This window comes from Xanthobacter sp. 126 (assembly GCF_000526175.1).
GTDB classification, from domain to species: Bacteria; Pseudomonadota; Alphaproteobacteria; order Rhizobiales; family Xanthobacteraceae; genus Xanthobacter; species Xanthobacter aminoxidans.
In genome coordinates this window covers 3,696,636-3,714,219 of the sequence record NZ_JAFO01000001.1, presented here as the reverse complement: position 1 = coordinate 3,714,219, position 17,584 = coordinate 3,696,636, and the positions used below count along the sequence as shown (strand labels likewise).

The window sequence follows — 17,584 nt, the reverse complement described above, 5'->3', positions numbered from 1 at the left end:
GGGTCAGGTTCCGGGGGTCATCTGGCCTTCGCCATGGGCGGCGGCGATGGGGCGGGTGGGGCGTTCGCGGGCCGGCGGCTGGATCAGGGTCTGGTCGGGACCGCGGACGATGAGCCGGTTCATGAAGTGGATGCCGGTGGCGAAGATCACGGCGTAGACGACCACAAACAGCGTCAGCGACAGCCCCACGGTCCAGCCGGCGAGGGGCGACATGGCATCCTCGGTTCGCAGCAGCCCCTCCACCACCCAGGGCTGGCGGCCCTGCTCGGTGACGATCCAGCCGGAGAGGATGGCGACGAAGCCCAGCGGCCATGCCCAGGAGGTGACGATCAGGTACCAGCGGGTGGTGGTCTCGCGCCCCTTGAAGATCAGCCAGGCGCCGATCCACCCCAGCAGGATCATGATGACGCCGACGCCCACCATGGCGCGGAAGCCGAAGAAGGGGCCGAACACCGGCGGGCGATCCTGCGGCGGGAAGTCCTTGAGTCCTGGGAAGAGGCCATCGAGGCTGTGGGTGATCATCAGCGAGGCACCGTGCGGGATCGAGATCTCGAACAGGTTCTTCTCGGCCTTCTCGTCCGGCCAGGCGAACAGCACCAGCGGCGCGGGCTTGGTGCTGTCCCAGTGCGCCTCGACGGCGGCGATCTTGGCCGGTTGGTAGTGCGCAGTGTTCAGGCCGTGGCTGTCGCCCACGAAGGCCTGGATGGGACCGACGATGGCGAGCATGCCGATGCCCATCACCATCATCACCTTCGATTCTTCCTTGAACTTGCCGGCGAGCAGGTAGCGCGCGCCCACCGAGAGCACCACCAGCGAGGTGGTGAGGTAGGCGGCGAGCAGCATGTGCGGCAGGCGCCAATGGAAGCTCGGGTTGAAGATGATCTCAAGCCAGTCGAGCGGGTATGCCGCGCCACTGCGGATATCGAAGCCGGCCGGCGTCTGCATCCAGCTGTTGGCGGCGAGGATCCAGAAGGCCGACATGAAGGTGCCGAACGCCACCACGCAGCAGGACAGAACGTGCAGCCACGGCGGAACCCGGTTCCAGCCGAACAGCATGATGCCGAGGAAGGTCGCCTCCAGGAAGAAGGCGGTGAGCACCTCGAAGCCGATGAGCGGCGCGATCACCGAGCCGACGAATTCGGCATAGCGGCTCCAGTTGGTACCGAACTGGTAGGACAGGACGATGCCGGACACCACGCCCATGGCGAAGGAGACGGCGAAGATCTTGGTCCAGAAACGCGCGAGGCGATGGAACACGTCCTTCCCGGTCCACAGCCAGATCAGCTCCAGCGTCGCGATGAAGGCGGACAGGCCGATGGTGAAGGCGGGAAATATGATGTGGAAGGAGACCGTGAAGGCAAACTGCATGCGCGCGAGGGTGACGGGATCGAAATCCATGGCGTCCGCTCCTGGGGCAATCCCGGCAGGGCTGCGCGCCATCCCGCCGCGGATGGGTGCATGCAACCTGCTGGATGCCATCGGACCATAGACGGGGGGACCGGCGGCGTCGATACGCAGGCGCGTGAAACACCCCTCCGGTCCGCTGCCCGGATGCCGCACCCTCCGCGTGGCGCTAGCTGCGGCGGCGCAGGACGCAGAGGAGTGCGGCAATGAGCGCCATGATGGCGACGAGGACGATGCCCCATTCCACCGCGTTCACCAGCGCGGGACCCGACACATCCCTCATCCGGTCGGTCATCCCCCCGGCCTGCTTGAGGCCCAGCGACAGGGTGGACGTGGCGCCCGCGACGCCGAGGCTGGTGCCCAGCACGCGCATGAGGTTCAGCAGGGAGCCGGCCTGAGTCGTCAGCTCCGGCGGCGCGGCCTTGAGGGTGGTGTGGTTGTTGGGGGCGATGAACAGGCCGAGCCCCGCGCCGAACAGCATGAAGGCGCCGAAGCTCATCAGCTGGCTTGCGGCCGAATCGCCGACGCCGAGGCCCAGCACCAGCAGACCCAGCAGGCACACGCCCATGCCGCTGGTGCCGAGCACGCGGATGCCGAGGCGATCGGCGAGGCCGCCGCTGAACGGCGCCACCAGCCCGAGAATCACCGGAATGACGGCAAGGCGCAGGCCCGCCTCCCATGCGCGTTCCCCATACCCGTGCTCCAGCAGGAACGACATGAGAAAGAACATGGCGTAGAGCATGGCATAGCCGAGCACCACGGCGCCTGCGCCCAGCGCGAAGCCGGGATTGGCGAACAGCTTCAGGTCCACCAGCGGAAACGCCGCGCGCCGCTCCTGCCGCACCAGCAGCCAGATGAGCCCGGCGGAGAGCACGACGCTGCCGATCGTCTCGGGGGAGGTGAGGCCCCAGCCGGCGGCGTGGTTCAGCGCGCGCACCAGGATGACCAGAGCCGGCGCGAGCAGCAGGGCGCCCAGCCAGTCGAAACGTGCTTCAGGCCGCGCACCGCGCGTGCGGGGCAGGGCGATCCAGCCGGCCATCGCGGCGAGGAGGCCGAACGGCACCGTCAGCCAGAAGATCCACGGCCAGCCCAGCGCACCGAGCACGATGCCGCCCACCGCCGGCCCCGCGCTCATGCCGATGGCTTGCGCCGCGGCGAACACGCCCAGCGCCCGGCCGCGCTTGTCCTCCGGCACGGCGGCGACGAGGATGGCGATGCTGTTGGCGCCGAGCAGCGCCCCGCCGATCCCCTGCACCACCCGCGCCGCCACCAGCGACGGCAGGTCCGGCGCCAGCGCGCACAAGGCGCTCGCCGCCACGAAGACGAGATAGCCGAGGAGATAGAGCGTCTTGCGGCCATACATCTGGCACACGCGCCCGAAGATCGGCAGGAAGGACGCGAAGGCGACGAGATAGCCCAGTGACACCCAGCTCACCGCATGCAGCCCGGCGTCGAACGTGGTCGCGAGCGTGGGCAGGGCGAGCTGGACGATGGTGGCGTCGAGCTGGCCGACAAAGGCACCGATGGAGACGAGGCCGACGACGATCCAGGAATGCCGCGGCAGGGCTTCAAGCGCTGCGAGGGGCACCGGTTCGTGCGCAAGGCGGGCGAGGCGCGCCCTCAGTGGACGGTGCACGGACCCATCCGGTGCGGCGCTGTCTGGAAGTCCCTGCTCCATCGATCCATCGTCGCTGTGTCCGGCTGTGTTCTAGTCGAAGGCGGCAGGTCTTGTCATGCGGGTCCGGCCTGCGGCGCAAGGCTGGAGATCGGCCGGACGATCTTCTATCACCACTCCTCTCGGCCGCGACGGCGGCACGGCGGAACCGGGGACGGCATATGGCGCGAAGGCTCGATCTGACAGGACGGGTGGCGGTGGTGACGGGCGGGGCGAGCGGCATCGGCCTTGCCGCCGCAACCGGCATGGCGGAGGCCGGCGCCCGCGTCATCCTCGCCGATCGCGACGGGGCGGCCGCCGCGCGCGCCGCCGCCGGCATCCCCGGGGCCGAGGCGCTCGCCCTCGACGTGACCGACGAAGAGGCGGTCTCTGCCGCGTTCGGGCAGGTGGCGGCCGGTCATGGCGGCCTCGACATCCTCGTGAACAATGCCGGCCTCTCCATCCGCAAGGGGCTGACGGAACTCCAGCTCGCCGACTGGGAGAAGGTGTTCGCGGTGAACGTCACCGGCGGCTTCCTCTGCGCGCGGGCCGCAGTGCCGTCCATGACGGCGCGGGGCGGCGGCGCCATCGTGAATGTCTCGTCCATCATGGGGCTGAGCGGCGGTGGGCCCTATCCCAATCCGGCCTATCAGGCGAGCAAGGGGGCGGTGGTGAATTTCACCCGCGCGCTGGCCATCGAGCTGGCGCCGGTGAAGATCCGCGTCAATGCGGTTGCGCCCACCTGGGTGCGCACGCCCTTCATCGATCCGCTGATGCGCGACCCGGACAAGCTCGCCGCCATCGAGAAGCTGATGCCGCTCGGCCGCATCGCCGAGCCGGAGGAGGTGGCGGACGCCATCCTGTTCCTCGCGAGCCCCATGGCGGCGATGGTGACGGGCCACGTGCTGGCGGTGGACGGCGGCTTCCTGGCCCAGTGAGACGCCCGGCGCAATGAGGACCGGCGCCGTCTCTACGCTCCGGCGGGCTGGGCCAGCGGCCCCGTCCCCTCCACCGTGCCGTCCGCGCGGACGAACAGCGCCGCGAGGCCGAGGCGGCGGGCGAGGGCCGGTCCCTCGCTTGCCCCACGCACCAGCAAAGCGGTCGCCCAGGCGTCCGCCGCCATGCAGGTCTCGCCGAGCACGGTGACGGCTGAGAGGTCGTTCTCCAGCGGCGCGCCCCGCGCCGGGTCCATGGTGTGGGAGAGCATGCGGCCTCCCACCTCCACCCGGTGGCGATAATTGCCCGAGGTGGCGACGGCGGCGCCGGAGAGTTCCATCACGCCGAGGATGTCCCTTTCCCCCACGGAGGGCCGCTCATGCGCCACCGTCCACGGCCGGCCGTCCGGCTTCAGGCCTTCGGCGCGCATCTCGCCGTCGATGCCCACCAGCCAGGAGGAGAGGCCGGCCGTGCTTATCTCGCGCGCCAGCTCATCCACGCCGAAGCCCTTGGCGATGCCGGCAAGATCGAGCCGGAGCGGCGCCAGACGGCGGGCGCGGCAGCCGGCCGGATCGAGCTGCAAGGTCTTGGGTGGCTCGAAGGAGGGGCGGCCGGCAAGCCCCGCGATGCGTCCGCCATCAGGCCCCGGCGCCCCGCCGAAGCCCCAAGCCCGGACCAGATCACCCACCCCGATGTCGAACGCCCCGCCGGAGAGGCGGCCGATCTCGAGGGCGGTCGAGAGGACGTGCATCAGCTCGCGGGGGATGGGCATCCACGCCCCGATGGGCGCGGCGTTCAGCCGTTCCAGATCGGAGTCGGGCCGAAAGGTGGACATCTGCTGTTCCACTTTCTCCACCGCGGTCTGGAGGCGGCGGGTGAGGGCCGCTTCGTCCACATCTTCGGCGGCGAAGAAGGTGGCGGACCAGCGGGCGCCCATGGCCGGCCCGCTCAGGGCGTGGCGCCGGAGCGCCGTCGCATCCCGACCCGCATCAATAGACATCTTCGACATAGCGTCCGCTCGATTTGAGGGTGGGAAGGTCGAGGCCCAGCGGGCGCACCACCGGCTCCAGCGCGCGGGTCACGGCCTCGGCCATGTCGCGGCCGCCGCAGACGAGGATCTGCGCGCCCTGCTTCACCAGTTCGCGCAGGCGCGGGGCGTCGGCGGCAATGCGGTCCTGCACATAGGCGCTCCCGTCCGCGTCCCGCGAGAAGGCGGTGCGCAGGGTCGTCAGGCGCCGCTCGGCCAGATGCTGGGCCAGCTCGTGCTCATAGAGGAAGTCGGACGCCGCGCTCCGCCCGCCCCAATAGAGATGCACCGGCCGGCCCGCCGCATTGGCCCGCACGAAGCCGGCCAGCGGCCCGATGCCGGCTCCCGCGCCGATGAGGATGAGCGGGCCGCGTCCCTTGGCCGGACGGAAGGTAGGGTTTTCCCGGATGAAGGCATCGATGCCCTCGCCGGGCCGGAGCCCGTGCAGGAAGGGGGAGCACAGGCCGCCGTCGCGCAGCCGCACGCAGATTTCCAGCACGCCATCGCGGGTGGAGGAGGCCAGCGAATAGAAGCGCGGCATGGCATCGCTGGGGGGCACGATGCCCACGAGGTCGCCGGCCTCGAAGGCAGGCAGGGGGCCGGGCGCGCCGGTGCGCGGGTCAACGGGCGCCGTGAAGCGCAGGATCGCCACGGGCGCGCCCACCGCCTCGCCGTAAAGCTCCCGCCCGGCCAGCACCAGCCGGGTGGTCTTCGGCGGCTCCGCCACGTGGGTGAGCACGAGGTCGTGCCCCAGCACATCCCCCAGATCGTGACCCCATTGGGCGAATTCCTGGGGCGAGCGGCGATCCACCCGTTTCATGGGCAGGAGCTGCGGGCAGCCGCGCGCATCCAGCGCATCGGCGACGTCGCGCGCGAACCGGCAGAAATGGGGGAAGCTGCGATCGCCGAAGCCCAGCACCGCCACCGCCGGTTGCCCCGGCAGCTTTGCGAGGCGGGACAGGAAGTGTCTGGCCGATTGGGGCGCCGCGCCCTCGCCATAGGTGGCGGCGAGCACCAGCAGGCGCGGGGCGGCCAAATGCGCCGCGCTCACGTCATTCATGGCGGCGGTGTGGACCTTGTGGCCGGCGGCGGCGAGGGCCGCGTGCAGGGTGCCCGCGAAACCCCAGGTGGAATTGCCCTCGCTGCCCACGAGGATCACCGTATCCGCCGCGCGCGCCGGGACGTCGGCGCCGATGCGCGGCCGTGCCGCCCGCCGCCGCAGCCACAGGACGAGGCCGGTTCCGCCGAGCACGGGGACCATGGCCGAGGCGAGGCCCAGCAAAAGGCCGAGCACCCAGGCGCCGCGCCCGGTGTGGAGCGTGCGCACGAGGTCGTTCATCCGCTCCAGCGCGGTCGCCGGCGTCATGGCGAGGGTAGCGCCGGTGGCGGCATCCACCAGCCGCTCGCCTTCGGCGGTGACGAGGGTGAAGACGTCGGTGGGGTCGGCGGGGGCGGGGAAGGTGAGCTCGCGCAGATCCCGGAGCTTCACGCTGTTCAGGCCGGTGAGCGTCCCGACGGGCGCCGGCGCACCACCGCTGGCGGTGACGGCGGTGGCCCTCGCCGCCGTTTCCGGCAGAAGCCCGAAGGTGCCCGCCGACATCCACAGGCCGGTCAGCGACGACAGGGTCAGGCCCACGGCCGCGAGCCGGCCGAGTTCGCCATGCCAGCGCTGCGCCGGGGTGCCCCGGATGGGTCGCAGCAGTGCGCCCATGCCGCCGAGCCGGCGGGCCAGCAGCAGGAGGCCGGAGACGGAGAGCCCCAGCATCGCCAGCGCGCCGATGGCCGCCGCCACGCGCCCCGCATCGCCCATCAGGAAGGCGCGGTGGAGGTTGGTGACGAAGCGGGTGGTGTCGGACACCGCGTAAGGCCCCAGCCCCGCGCCGGTGGCGGGGTCGATGCGCTCCACGCCACGCGTGCCGCCATCGTCGAAGGCCGCCGTGAGGCTGCCGTCCGCCCGCAGCCGGATGGCGCTGACGCCGGGATGGCGCGCGGCGACCGCACCCGCGACGTCTGCGACGCTGGCGGATACCGGTATGGCCGGGGCGGCAACGTGGTTCAGCGCCGGCTGCACGGAAAGGACCGTGCCGGAGAGGGCCGTGACGGCAAGGGCCAGCGCCAGCGCGATGCCGGGAAGGCCATGGAGGCGGCGAAGCATTTTGGGGGGTGTCCGAAGGGGGATCAGAAGGTGACGGTGAAGGATTTCACATAGCCCTTGCCGGCGACGGGCTTGCCGGACGCACTTGCGGCGAGGGGGGCGACCACCTCGGAGGGATTGTCCATCCCGTCCTCCACCGCCGTGTCCACATGGACCTGGTAGCCGGCATCGATCATGGCATCGGCGAGATCGAGGGTGATCTTCAGCGTCTTGCCGGAGCCGATGCTGGCGCCGGTGATGCCGTCGATCTCGGTGGGCCGTCCGCCGGAGGCGCGCTGCCAGTCGGAGAGGTGGCGGTAATATTTCGCCTTGCCCCCGGCCATCCAGAGCGTGCCTTTGTAGGCCCCGGCGGCATCGGTGACGTAGAGCACCACATAGGCGCCATTGCCGCCATAAGGCTTCAGGGTGGTCTCGAAGGTGACCTGCCGCGCCTCGGCCAGCACCGGCGACAGCAGGGTGGCGGTGGCCGCCACGGCGGGAAGAACGAATTTCATCTGATTATTCCTTTGAAGGTGCGCGGGGGCGGCCGAGGGTCACTGCACCTCGACCTTGGGCCGGGCCTTGCCCTGGAACAGGCCGTTGTCCGGCACCGGCGCGGCGGGATCGGCCGGGCCGTTCTGCGGAACGGCACCGGCGCGGGCGCCCGGGCGGCCGTCATCGTCGTCGTCGTCATCATCATCGTCGTGATGACGGCCGTGATGGCGCTCCTTGCCCTCGCGCCGGTGGTCATTGTCGGCGAGATGGAGGGGGCGGGCGTCGGCGCGGGGGGCGTCGTCACGGCTGTGGAAGGGGAGGTCGAGATGGTCGATCTGGGTCGCCGCCAGCGCCACGCCGAGGCCGGCGGTGGAGAGGAGGAGGGCGGTCCCGATCAGGGTGCGCGTCTTCATGGAGGGGCTCCGGCGTTTGATGACGCTGACACCCTCTCGAACCAACCTGACAGCCGCCTGAACCCCCTGCTGAATCGCGTTCAGCTTGCTGTCAGCTTCTCAGGTGCGGTAAAGCGCACGACGGCGCTGAAGCCCTCCGTCTCCCCCGGGATGGGCGAGGCAATCTCCAGCGATAGCCCCGCCCCGCGGCAGATAGCGGCGGCGATGGCGAGGCCAAGGCCCGAGCCCTCCGCCCCCGTCGGTCCCCGCTCGAACGGCCGCAGCAACTGGGCCATCCGTTCCGCCGGAACGACCGGGCCGTGGTTGGATATTTCCAGCCGGTCGGCGGTGAGGCGGACCTGGACCGGGGTGTCCGGGCCCCCGTGTTTCAACGCATTCTCAATGAGATTGCGCGCCAGAACTGCGAAGGCGTCGGGGTCGAGATCACTGACGGGCCCGCCCTCCGTCGCGATGCTCAGGTCGATGTCTTCTGCGCGTCCCGTCTGGCGGTCTAGGTCGGCGATCACATGGCGCAGCACCGGCGCGAGCGGGGCGGGCGCCTCCGCGAGCAGGCCGGCGCCTTCCGCCTTGGCGAGCTGGAGCAGCTTCTCCGACAGGCGCGAGAGGCGGCGCAGCGCGCCTGCGATGGCGCGTGCGCGCTCCTGCGCCGGTCCTTCCGGCAGCTCGGCCACGAGCCGCTGGGTCTGCGCCAGAGCGGCGGCGATGGGGGTGCGCAGCTCATGGGCGCTATTGGCGGCAAAGCCCCGCTCCGCCTCCAGCGCGCCGCGCAGGCGCTCCATGAGCGCATTCACAGCGCCTGCGACGGGTGCCATCTCCTCGGGCAAACCCTGCTCCGGCACCGGCGCGAGGTTGCCCCGCCCCCGCGTGGCGATGGCATGGCGGAAGGCGAGCACAGGCTTCAAGGTGAGGCGAAGCGTGATCCAGACACCGGCGAGCGCGATGGGCACGAGGGCGACCAGCGGCCAGATCAGCGCCATGACCGCCCGCCAGACCGCGGCGGCGCGATGGTCCAGTTCCTCCGCCGTCGTGACGATGACGGTGCCCCGCACCGCCGCTTCCGTGTAGGTGCGCAGCCGGGGCGTGGTGTGAAAACCGGGGGCGAGGCCGGCGGGAATCGCCATCTGCTCGGCGTCGCTGGACTGGAGCAGCACACGGCCTTGCGCGTCGCGCACCACATAGGTGATGAATTCGCGGTGTGGGCCCACGGGCGGCATGTGGTGCGTGCCTGCCCCATCCTCGCGCGCGAGCAGCTCGGAATAGGCGAGGGGCAGCACCCGCTGTGCCACCTCCTGCAACGCGCTGTCGAAGACCTCGTCGATCTCGTGCCGCAGCACCAGCCCGGCGACCGTCGCCGCCGAGAGCCACAGGGCGGCCACCGACAACGCGAGCCACAGGCCGAGGCGCCGGCGCAGGCTCCAGCGTCCGCTCATGCGCCGCCTCCCGGCGTGCCGAGGCGATAGCCCATGCCGCGCACGGTCTCGATCACGTCGGCACCGAGCTTCTTGCGCAGGCGGGCCACATAGACCTCGATGGTGTTGCTCTCCACCTCCGCATCGAAGGAATAGAGCCGTTCCTCCAGCTGCGGCTTCGACATGAGCTGGTGTGGCCGCTGCACGAAAGCCTCGAACAGGGCCCATTCCCGCGCTGTCAGGGCCACGGTCTGCCCGGCGCGGCGGACCGAGCGGGCGGAAAGATCCACCTCGATGTCTCCGAGCGTGACCAGCGGGTTGGGATTGCCCGCGTAGCGCCGCCCCACGGCGCGGATGCGCGCCGACAGCTCGAACAGGTCGAACGGCTTCACCAGATAGTCGTCGGCGCCGGCATCGAGGGCCGCGATGCGGTCGGAGATCTGGTCGCGGGCGGTCAGTACCATCACCGGCGTCGCGTCGCCCGTGCTGCGCAGCTTCCGGAGGAAATCGGAGCCGCGCCCGTCGGGCAGCATGAGGTCGAGAAGGATCAGATCGAAAGCCGCGGCATGGACGGCGTGCTCGGCATCCGCAAGGCGTGTCACCCAGTCGGCGCCGTGCCCGTCCGAGACGATCTGGTCGCGCACGGCCATGCCCAGGACGGGATCGTCTTCGATCAGCAGGATACGCATCTGTCACCTCGGCGGGGCGCATGGCAATCTAGCGCGGCCGGAACTGGAACGGGCGAGAGAATCTGCCCCTGCGTTCAGGTGAGTGTCAGCTTGGCGTGCTTTTCATCGGGCTTGGTCGGAAGGAGTTCGCGCGGTGAAACGCTCGGGGTTGGCAGTGCGGAATATCTTGGCGGGCCTGGTCGTTGCCGGCCTCGCCGCCACGCCGGCGGCCGCAGAGCACGATTGCAATGTGCCTCTGGCCGACTGGCAGCCGCGTGAGGCTTTGCAGAAGAAGCTGGAGGCCGAAGGCTGGACTGTGCTCTCCATCCGTTCGGACGACGGCTGCTACAAGGTGCGCGCCACCAACCCGCAAGGGGCGCGGCTGAAGGCGAAGTTCGACCCCGCGCGCCTGGAACGGGTCCCCGGCCGAGATGACGATTGATCGACCTCGCCCGGGCCGGAGCGTCATGAAGGGGACGTGTCGGTCGAGCCGCCGACACGTCTTTCGAGAGCAGAACGCGGGCCCCCTCTACACCCCGGCTCGGTTCGTCCAGCGCTCCCGCGCGAGGCGGTGACCTAGACACCCCATCGCGCACCCGCGTCCCGTGCGGTTTTCAACCCACAGCGGGGCTGCCGCCGGGCCAGGGAGAGAAGGCGGTGGGAACGAGGATGCGATTCTCCATGGTCATGATCATGGGCCGTATCTTCACGAGGCACGCCCGCCAGCCGGCCTGCGCCGCCAGCTTCTCGCGCCGCTTCCGACGCTCCTCGAGGTCCGCATAGGCCCAGAAGTGGACGAGCTGGTTCTGGGTGCCGATCTCGGTGGTGAAATAGCCGAGGAAGCCGCCGAGGATTTCCCGCTGCAGCGGCAGGCCTTCGCTCGTGTAGATCGCCATGTAGTCGGCGATGTTCACCTCGGTGTGGAGCACGTACATCCGCTCTTCGACGATCATGGGCGATGGCTTTCCTGCTCTGCGGCGTCGGGCGCCTCGTCGACGATGGTGTTGGCGAGGATGCCGATGCCCTCGATCTCGATCTCGATGAGGTCGCCGGCCTGCATGAAACGCGGCGGCGTGCGGGCGAAGCCGACGCCGGCGGGCGTGCCGGTGGCGATCACGTCGCCGGGCTCCAGCGTCATGACGGCGGAGAGTGTCTCAATGAGGTCCGCCAAGGGGAAGATCATCTCGCGGGTGGAACCGTCCTGCAGCGCCTCGCCGTTGAGCCGCGCGGCGATGCGCAGGTTGTCGACGCCGGAGGGCAGCGCCCGCGGCGTCACCAGCTCGGGGCCGATGGAGCCGGAGCGGTCGAAATTCTTGCCCATGGTCCACTGGGTGGACTTCCGCTGGAAGTCGCGGATGGAGCCGTCGTTGAAGCAGGAATAGCCCGCCACATGCTGAAGGGCATCGGCGGCGCGGACATGATGCGCGGTCCGCCCGATCACCACTGCCAGCTCGGCTTCATAGTCGAAGCGTTCGGAGAGGGCCGGGCGCACCAGCGGCTGCCCGTGGCCGACCAGCGAGGTGGCGGTGCGCAGGAAGACCGCCGGATAGGTGGGAATGGGGTGTCCGCCCTCGCGCGCATGGTCCGCATAATTGAGGCCGATGCAGATGATCTTGCCCGTGAGCGGCACCGGCGGTAGCAGGCTCACCTGCGCCAGCGCAATGGCATTAGCCTCGGGCAGGGGCGTTGCGCCCTGAAGGGCGGCGAGAAGGGCGGTGAAGGATCCTCCCGCCAACCCCGCGAAGGGGATGACGTCGTCCTGCCGGCGCGTGCCGAACTGGATACGGCCCTGATGTTCGAAACGGACGATGCGCATGATGGCCTTTCGCACAGCCGCGGGGCCGGACGAGCCCGGCCGCCCCGGCGTGCCGATGGGATTACTTGAGTTCGTGGCCGGCGAGATCGCCGTCGAGGAACTTGTTGGGGCGCAGGAACATGGAGATGACGAGCGCGCCGTTGGGCGAGCGGGCCACATGCTGGTTGCCCGCCGGGCGCCAGACATAATTGCCGGAGAGCGCCTCGCCTTCCGCATCCACGATGCTGCCCTCGAGCACGTAGGTCTGCTCGATCTCCACATGCTCGTGGCGGGGCAGCTCGGTGCCGGGCTGCCAGCGGAAGAGGGCGGTCATGAGCCCGGTCTCCTCGTCGAGGAGGAGGATCTTCATGTCGATGCCCTTGGTGGGGGTGGGCTTCCACGGCAGGCTCGCCACGTCCACGTAGCGGGACTCCTTCGGACCGAGCCTGTCCTCGCCGGCGAGGCCGGGTGTGATTGCGACCATGTTCAGCTCCTGAAAATCGATGCGGGACTCGGGTTGAGCGGGGCATTCGGCCGGGAGCCCGCAGCCTCCCGGCTTCGCTGAAGGGAACAGCCCGGCGAGCTCAGTTCTGCTTCACGAGGGCGCAGCCGCCGGCCTCAAGCGGCTTGAAGGCCTGGTCAGCAGGCGTCTCGCCGATCTTGGTGTAGAGATCCCACGGCCCCTTGGACTCGGCCGGGCTCTTCACCTTGAACAGGTACATGGGGTGGATCTTGCGGCCGTCGGCCCGCACGTAGCCCTTGCCGAAGGCGAGGTCGTCGGTGGGTAGCTCCTTCATCTTGGCGACGATGGCGCGGCCGTCCACATCGCTGTTGAGGGCCTGGACCGCCTTGAGATAGTGGAGCACGCCGGAATAGACGCCCGCCTGGAAGGAGGTGGGCATGGCGCCGTTCGTCTTCTCCGAGAACTTCTTGGCGAAGGCACGCGTCTGGTCATTGAGGTCCCAGTAGAACGGCTCGCTGAGGTAGAGACCCTGGCCGCTGGTGAGGCCGAGGGACTTGATGTCCGTGAGGTACACCGCGAGCGCCGCCAGCTTCTGCTTGCCCTGGGTGATGCCGAATTCGGCCGACTGCTTCATGGAATTGGTGAAGTCGGCGCCGGAATTGGCGAAGCCGATGACCTTGGCGCCGGAGGCCTGGGCCTGCAGCAGGAAGGAAGAGAGGTCCGACGAGCCGAGCGGATGGCGGACGGAGCCGACCACGGTGCCGCCGGCATTCTTCACGATCTGGCCTGCCTCGCGCTCCATGTCGTGACCGAAGGCATAGTCCACCGTCACGAAGTACCAGCTGTTGCCGCCGGATTTCAGCACTTCCGTCGCCGTGCTCTTGGCGAGGGAGTAATTATCGAGCGTCCAGTGGACATGGTTGGGCGTGCAGGAATCGCCGGTCAGTCGATTGCTGTTGGAGGTGGCGATGACGGCCACCTTGTTCTTTTCCTTCACCAGCTGGACCAGCGCCAGCGAGATGGAGGAATTGGGGATGTCGGCGATCATGTCGACGCCGTCCACGTCCAGCCACTTGCGCGCGATGTTGAGACCGATGTCAGGCTTGTTCTGGTGGTCGCCGACGATGATCTCGATGGGCGTGTTGCCGATCTTGCCGCCGATCTCCTCCACCGCGATCTTCGCGGCCGCGACCGAACCGGGGCCGGCCATGTCGGCATAGATGCCGTTCTGGTCGTTGAGCACGCCGATGCGGACGACGCCATCGGTGAACTGGGCCCGTGCGGCGGATGTCGCCGCGAGGGAAAGGCCGCCCACCGCCAGGGCAAGGGCGGTGCGGGTCAGCATGCGCTTCATCTGTGTTTCCTCCCCATGATCGGACGCCGGGGCGCCCAATGCGCGCCTGCCTTCGCAGGTCGTTTTCTGCTTAAAGAGCGAATAACTAAAAATCTCATTTTGTGAGACTAGTGTCAATGTGTTTGCGGCGCGGGCTTTGGCGGGGGCGAGACCATCTGCGCCCCGCGCCTTCAGCCCATGTAGGCGCCGCCGTTCACATCCAGGATGGCACCGCAGACGAAGCTGGCGCCGGGGGAGCAGAGGAAGGCGATGGGCCAGGCGATCTCCTCCGGTCGGCCGAAGCGCGGGACGGGCATCGCCTCCAGCGCCTTCGGATCGGCGGTCGCCACCATGCGCGTGAGGGTGGAGCCGGGTGCCACCGCATTCACCAGCACTTCCGGCGCGGCGCGACGCGCCAGCCAGCGCACGAAGGTGTGGATCGCGCCCTTGGAGGCGGCGTAGCTCACCGGCGAATGGGCATAGGTGCCGCCGGTGTGGGCGGCGACGGAGCCGAGCAGCACGATGCGGCCGTTGCCCCGCGCCTTCATGGCGGGAACGAGGGCGCGGGCGAAGTGCGCAGGCCCCGCCACGTTCACCGCCATCACCTCGTGGAACAGGTCGTCCCAGTCGTCGGCCAGCCACTGCTCCTGCGGGAAGATGCCGGCATTCAGCACGGCGGCGTCCAGCGGCCCGGCCTCCCGGCACAGGGCCTCGACCGCGGCGCGATCGCGCACGTCGCAGGCGGCGTAAGCGTGGGTCTGGCCGTGATCACGGACGAGTTCATCCGCAAGGCCGGGCGCATCGCCCGCATCGGTCAGCACGATCTCGGCACCGAGGCGCGCGCACAGATGGGCCGTCGCCCGCCCGACGCCGCCCGCCGCGCCCGTGAGCAGGATGCGCATGCCGGAAAGATCATAAGGCGCGCGGGATGTCATCGGCCGCCCTCCAGAGGACATGCAAACGTGACACGGACCCGGCTGGGGGCCTTTTCTGGATGGGGCATGGTGTTTCCGTGTTATAGATTATTCTCGTAATATGAGACTATTTCTGTATCTTGATATCTGTCAATCGCTACCGGCCTGTAGCGGTCAGGTTTCTGAAGGGCTCCGACGGGTGGCATTCCCGCGCGGGTGGCACCGAAACGACGGTGGGCTGCGCGGATTTGAAACTGCTCGCAAATTTCAATCCGTGAGCGTGCGGCCCTATAATGCCGCGACAGGTGGTGCACCTCGGGTGCGTTACGCCGCGAGCCGAAGGGACTTCGCATGAGCAGTCTCGACAAGATGCTGAAGGTGCTGGACCTTTTCGGTGAGGACCGCATGAGCATCCAGCTCGATGACGTGCAGGCGGCCGGCGCCTCCCGCGCCACCGCTTATCGCTACATCCAGTCCCTGTGCGATTCGGGCCTGCTCGCCCCCACCACGGGCGGCAGCTATGTGCTCGGCCCGCGTATCATCGAGCTCGACCGACTCGTGCGCCGCGCCGACCCGCTGCTGACCCGCGCCGGCGGGCCCATGCGGGACGTGAGCGCGCGGCTCGGCATCAATATGATGCTGTGCAGCTATTACGGCGACAAGGTCATGTGCGCCGACATCGTGTGGCCCGAGCGTTCGGTGCCGGAATATTACGAGCGCGGCCGCCCCATGCCCATGTTCCGCGGCGCCATGGCCAAGACCATCCTCGCCCACCTCACCCCCTACCAGCTGCGCAACATCATGCTCTGGCACGGGGAACTGGTGCGCGAGGCGGGCCTCGGCGAGAACTGGGAGCAGTTCCGCTCCAACATGTCGCGCCTGCGCCGCGACGGCTACTGCATCACGCGCGGTGAGGTGATCCCCGATCTCGTGGGCATCGGCGCCCCGGTGTTCGATGCCGAGCGGCGCGTCCTCGGCAGCGTGGTGTTCGCGCTGCCGGAGGCGCGCTTCCAGAGCGCGGGCAAGGAAGAACTGGTGGCCGAGATCAAGACTCTCGCTGCCCGCATCACCAGCGCCATCGCCGGGGAGGCCGGGGTGCGGCCGGCCCAGCGGGCGGCGCGCCCGCGCAAGATCCGCAGCCCCGTTCCCGAGGACGCCTCGTCCGTGGAGTGAGCCGCCACGCTCGGGGTCAGGAGATGGAGAGGCCGCTGTCCACGGGCAGCACGTGCCCGGTGGTCCGGCCCGAGGCATCGGACGCGAGGAACAGCGCCGCCTGCGCCACATGCTCCGGCTCCACCATGCCCAAGAGGTGGGCGGCGGTGAGCCGCTGGGTCGTCTCCAACTGCTCCAGTTGCGCCACCACCCGCGGCGTGCGGGTGACGCCCGGCGCCACCGCGTTCACGCGGATATTGTGAGGCGCATATTCCACGGCCATGGAGCGGGTGAGTGCAGCCACCGCGCCCTTGGCGGCGGTGTAGGCATCTTTGCCCGGCCAGCCCATCAGGGCCACCACGGACGCCGCATTGACCACGGCGCCGCCGCCGCCCTTGATGAGCTCGGGAATGCCGAAGCGGCTGACCAGCCAGGTGCCGTGCAGATCGAGCGTCATGGCCCGCCAGAATTCGTCGTCCGGCGCGCGGGTGAGGTCGCTGTCGCGGGTCGTGGAGCCGCCGGCATTGTTGTAGATCACGTCGAGCCGGCCATAGTGCGCGACCGCCGCGGCAACCGCCGCTTCCACGCTTGCCGCGTCGGTCACGTCGGTGCGCACGAACAGGGCGTCGCCGCCGGCCGCATGGATGCGCGCCGCTGTCTCCTCTCCCGCCTCTGCATTGATCTCGGCGACAACGATGTGCGCGCCGTTCCCCGCGAACAGCTCCGCCGCGCACCGGCCGATTCCGATGCCGGCCCCGGTGATGAGGGCGACCTTCCCGTCGAGCATTCCGCTCCTCCCCGTCCCGGATTCTGCGCCGCACGCGTCCGGAGATCGATTAAGCGACAATAAATCTCGTATTATGGGATTTTTAGTTTATTATAGAACTGGTGGCAAGAGGTGTTCGGGGGCGGATGCGCCTCCGGAGGCCAGCCGGCCGCGAACGATAAAGCCGGGAGAAAAGCATGACGGAGTTGGAGGGGCGCGTCGCCATCGTCACCGGGGGCGCGCGGGGGCAGGGCGCGGCCGAGTCCCGGCGTCTGGGGCGCGAGGGCGCGGCGGTGCTTGTCTGCGACGTGCTGGTGCCCGAGGGCGAGACGTTCGTCGCGGAGCTTTCGGCCGAGGGCGTGGACGCCCGCTTCCTCCCTCTCGACGTGACCGACCCCGAAGCCTGGGCTCAGGCGGTGGAAGAGGTGCGCGGCTGGAAGGGGCGGCTCGACATCCTCGTCAACAATGCCGGCATCATCAATCGCAGCACCGTCTCCGCCACCGAGCCGGAGGCGTGGGAGCGTGTGCTCAAGGTGAATCTCACCGGCGCGTTCCTTGGCATCCGCGCGGCGGTGCCGCTGATGGAGGAGACCGGCGGTGGCGCCATCGTCAACATCTCGTCGAACAGCGCCTTTTCCGGCCATTACGACCCGGCCTATACGGCGAGCAAATGGGGCCTGAGGGGTCTCACTCGCAGCGCCGCCATGGAATATGCCGCGCGCGGCATCCGCGTGAACGCCGTGTGCCCCGGCCTCGTGGTGACGGCCCTCAACGCCGCGAGTCCGCACCTTCAGCCCATGATCGGCATGACCCCCATGGGCCGCAGCGGCACGCCGGAGGAGATCGCCGAGCTGGTGCTGTTCCTCGCCTCGGATCGCTCCGCTTTCATCACGGGCGAGGACTTCGTGATCGACGGCGGCTTCACGGCTGGCGCGAGCTATCGGCGCGTGGCCGTGGAAACCGGCATCTATTGAGCGGCCGGGGCATCGCGCAGGCAGCTGCGCGATGCCCTCGTCACGGA

General features: G+C 69.3%; 18 protein-coding genes. 4 read left to right on the top strand and 14 right to left on the bottom strand.

All coding sequences use genetic code 11. The features are described from left to right. Positions 1–3 precede the first annotated feature (3 nt). Both XAN126_RS0117680 and XAN126_RS0117675 read right to left on the bottom strand, forming a co-directional pair. Positions 4–1,398, bottom strand: coding sequence for a cytochrome ubiquinol oxidase subunit I (locus XAN126_RS0117680; RefSeq protein WP_024279914.1), 1,395 nt, complete (start codon positions 1,396–1,398; stop codon positions 4–6). A gap of 175 nt (positions 1,399–1,573) precedes the next feature. Then, on the bottom strand, positions 1,574–3,040 hold the full coding sequence (locus XAN126_RS0117675) for an MFS transporter (protein WP_197024057.1): 1,467 nt from the start codon (positions 3,038–3,040) through the stop codon (positions 1,574–1,576). Positions 3,041–3,240: 200 nt separating this feature from the next. Here XAN126_RS0117675 and XAN126_RS0117670 point away from each other — a divergent pair, with 200 nt between their 5' ends. Then, the gene (locus XAN126_RS0117670; protein WP_024279912.1) at positions 3,241–3,996 is read left to right on the top strand and encodes an SDR family NAD(P)-dependent oxidoreductase; all 756 of its coding nucleotides are present in this window, start codon (positions 3,241–3,243) and stop codon (positions 3,994–3,996) included. Positions 3,997–4,028: 32 nt separating this feature from the next. Here the strand turns inward: XAN126_RS0117670 and XAN126_RS0117665 are convergent, their stop codons facing one another. The 6 genes from XAN126_RS0117665 to XAN126_RS0117640 all read right to left on the bottom strand — a co-directional run bounded on the left by XAN126_RS0117665 (position 4,029) and on the right by XAN126_RS0117640 (position 10,161). Beyond that, the gene (locus XAN126_RS0117665) at positions 4,029–5,003 is read right to left on the bottom strand and encodes an FAD:protein FMN transferase (protein WP_029877338.1); all 975 of its coding nucleotides are present in this window, start codon (positions 5,001–5,003) and stop codon (positions 4,029–4,031) included. Further along, entirely contained in the window at positions 4,984–7,176 is a 2,193-nt protein-coding gene (locus tag XAN126_RS0117660) for a PepSY domain-containing protein (protein WP_024279910.1), read from the bottom strand. Before XAN126_RS0117660 ends, XAN126_RS0117665 begins: the two co-directional genes overlap by 20 nt. A 23-nt stretch (positions 7,177–7,199) precedes the next feature. Next, entirely contained in the window at positions 7,200–7,670 is a 471-nt protein-coding gene (locus XAN126_RS0117655; RefSeq protein WP_024279909.1) for a DUF2271 domain-containing protein, read from the bottom strand. A 39-nt stretch (positions 7,671–7,709) separates the two neighbouring features. Continuing rightward, positions 7,710–8,063: a hypothetical protein gene (locus XAN126_RS0117650; protein WP_024279908.1), complete on the bottom strand. Its 354-nt coding sequence runs from the start codon at positions 8,061–8,063 to the stop codon at positions 7,710–7,712. Between the two features lie 80 nt (positions 8,064–8,143). After that, positions 8,144–9,493 carry an ATP-binding protein gene (locus XAN126_RS0117645; protein WP_024279907.1) on the bottom strand — a complete coding sequence of 450 codons (1,350 nt, stop codon included), beginning with the start codon at positions 9,491–9,493 and terminating at the stop codon, positions 8,144–8,146. Then, the gene (locus tag XAN126_RS0117640; protein WP_024279906.1) at positions 9,490–10,161 is read right to left on the bottom strand and encodes a response regulator transcription factor; all 672 of its coding nucleotides are present in this window, start codon (positions 10,159–10,161) and stop codon (positions 9,490–9,492) included. Before XAN126_RS0117640 ends, XAN126_RS0117645 begins: the two co-directional genes overlap by 4 nt. A gap of 166 nt (positions 10,162–10,327) precedes the next feature. Here XAN126_RS0117640 and XAN126_RS0117635 point away from each other — a divergent pair, with 166 nt between their 5' ends. Next, entirely contained in the window at positions 10,328–10,582 is a 255-nt protein-coding gene (locus tag XAN126_RS0117635) for a PepSY domain-containing protein (protein WP_245272275.1), read from the top strand. A gap of 172 nt (positions 10,583–10,754) precedes the next feature. Here XAN126_RS0117635 and XAN126_RS0117630 read toward each other — a convergent pair whose 3' ends face one another. The 5 genes from XAN126_RS0117630 to XAN126_RS0117610 form a co-directional block, all read right to left on the bottom strand. Beyond that, positions 10,755–11,093 (bottom strand): NIPSNAP family protein, encoded by a 339-nt coding sequence (locus XAN126_RS0117630; protein WP_024279904.1) that lies wholly within the window; start codon positions 11,091–11,093, stop codon positions 10,755–10,757. Then, positions 11,090–11,956, bottom strand: coding sequence for a fumarylacetoacetate hydrolase family protein (locus tag XAN126_RS0117625; RefSeq protein WP_024279903.1), 867 nt, complete (start codon positions 11,954–11,956; stop codon positions 11,090–11,092). Before XAN126_RS0117625 ends, XAN126_RS0117630 begins: the two co-directional genes overlap by 4 nt. Before the next feature lie 61 nt (positions 11,957–12,017). Next, a complete protein-coding gene (locus XAN126_RS0117620; protein ID WP_024279902.1) occupies positions 12,018–12,419 on the bottom strand; it encodes a cupin domain-containing protein in 402 nt (133 codons plus the stop codon). 100 nt (positions 12,420–12,519) lie between these two features. Beyond that, a complete protein-coding gene (locus XAN126_RS0117615; RefSeq protein ID WP_024279901.1) occupies positions 12,520–13,752 on the bottom strand; it encodes an ABC transporter substrate-binding protein in 1,233 nt (410 codons plus the stop codon). Positions 13,753–13,922: 170 nt separating this feature from the next. Further along, positions 13,923–14,666, bottom strand: coding sequence for an SDR family oxidoreductase (locus XAN126_RS0117610; RefSeq protein WP_024279900.1), 744 nt, complete (start codon positions 14,664–14,666; stop codon positions 13,923–13,925). A gap of 330 nt (positions 14,667–14,996) precedes the next feature. Here XAN126_RS0117610 and XAN126_RS0117605 point away from each other — a divergent pair, with 330 nt between their 5' ends. Beyond that, positions 14,997–15,818 (top strand): IclR family transcriptional regulator C-terminal domain-containing protein, encoded by an 822-nt coding sequence (locus tag XAN126_RS0117605; protein ID WP_024279899.1) that lies wholly within the window; start codon positions 14,997–14,999, stop codon positions 15,816–15,818. Between the two features lie 16 nt (positions 15,819–15,834). Here XAN126_RS0117605 and XAN126_RS0117600 read toward each other — a convergent pair whose 3' ends face one another. Next, positions 15,835–16,584 carry an SDR family oxidoreductase gene (locus tag XAN126_RS0117600; RefSeq protein WP_024279898.1) on the bottom strand — a complete coding sequence of 250 codons (750 nt, stop codon included), beginning with the start codon at positions 16,582–16,584 and terminating at the stop codon, positions 15,835–15,837. A gap of 176 nt (positions 16,585–16,760) precedes the next feature. Between XAN126_RS0117600 and XAN126_RS0117595 the strand changes: the two genes are divergently transcribed. Continuing rightward, on the top strand, positions 16,761–17,537 hold the full coding sequence (locus XAN126_RS0117595) for an SDR family NAD(P)-dependent oxidoreductase (RefSeq protein ID WP_024279897.1): 777 nt from the start codon (positions 16,761–16,763) through the stop codon (positions 17,535–17,537). The last annotated feature ends 47 nt before the right edge of the window (positions 17,538–17,584 follow it).

Coding starts and splice junctions, on each gene's coding strand:
- XAN126_RS0117680 (WP_024279914.1), bottom strand. CDS start 1,398: ATGGATTTCGATCCCGTCACCCTCGCGCGCATGCAGTTTGCCTTCACG.
- XAN126_RS0117670 (WP_024279912.1), top strand. CDS start 3,241: ATGGCGCGAAGGCTCGATCTGACAGGACGGGTGGCGGTGGTGACGGGC.
- XAN126_RS0117665 (WP_029877338.1), bottom strand. CDS start 5,003: ATGTCGAAGATGTCTATTGATGCGGGTCGGGATGCGACGGCGCTCCGG.
- XAN126_RS0117660 (WP_024279910.1), bottom strand. CDS start 7,176: ATGCTTCGCCGCCTCCATGGCCTTCCCGGCATCGCGCTGGCGCTGGCC.
- XAN126_RS0117655 (WP_024279909.1), bottom strand. CDS start 7,670: ATGAAATTCGTTCTTCCCGCCGTGGCGGCCACCGCCACCCTGCTGTCG.
- XAN126_RS0117650 (WP_024279908.1), bottom strand. CDS start 8,063: ATGAAGACGCGCACCCTGATCGGGACCGCCCTCCTCCTCTCCACCGCC.
- XAN126_RS0117645 (WP_024279907.1), bottom strand. CDS start 9,493: ATGAGCGGACGCTGGAGCCTGCGCCGGCGCCTCGGCCTGTGGCTCGCG.
- XAN126_RS0117640 (WP_024279906.1), bottom strand. CDS start 10,161: ATGCGTATCCTGCTGATCGAAGACGATCCCGTCCTGGGCATGGCCGTG.
- XAN126_RS0117630 (WP_024279904.1), bottom strand. CDS start 11,093: ATGATCGTCGAAGAGCGGATGTACGTGCTCCACACCGAGGTGAACATC.
- XAN126_RS0117625 (WP_024279903.1), bottom strand. CDS start 11,956: ATGCGCATCGTCCGTTTCGAACATCAGGGCCGTATCCAGTTCGGCACG.
- XAN126_RS0117620 (WP_024279902.1), bottom strand. CDS start 12,419: ATGGTCGCAATCACACCCGGCCTCGCCGGCGAGGACAGGCTCGGTCCG.
- XAN126_RS0117615 (WP_024279901.1), bottom strand. CDS start 13,752: ATGAAGCGCATGCTGACCCGCACCGCCCTTGCCCTGGCGGTGGGCGGC.
- XAN126_RS0117610 (WP_024279900.1), bottom strand. CDS start 14,666: ATGACATCCCGCGCGCCTTATGATCTTTCCGGCATGCGCATCCTGCTC.
- XAN126_RS0117605 (WP_024279899.1), top strand. CDS start 14,997: ATGAGCAGTCTCGACAAGATGCTGAAGGTGCTGGACCTTTTCGGTGAG.
- XAN126_RS0117600 (WP_024279898.1), bottom strand. CDS start 16,584: ATGCTCGACGGGAAGGTCGCCCTCATCACCGGGGCCGGCATCGGAATC.
- XAN126_RS0117595 (WP_024279897.1), top strand. CDS start 16,761: ATGACGGAGTTGGAGGGGCGCGTCGCCATCGTCACCGGGGGCGCGCGG.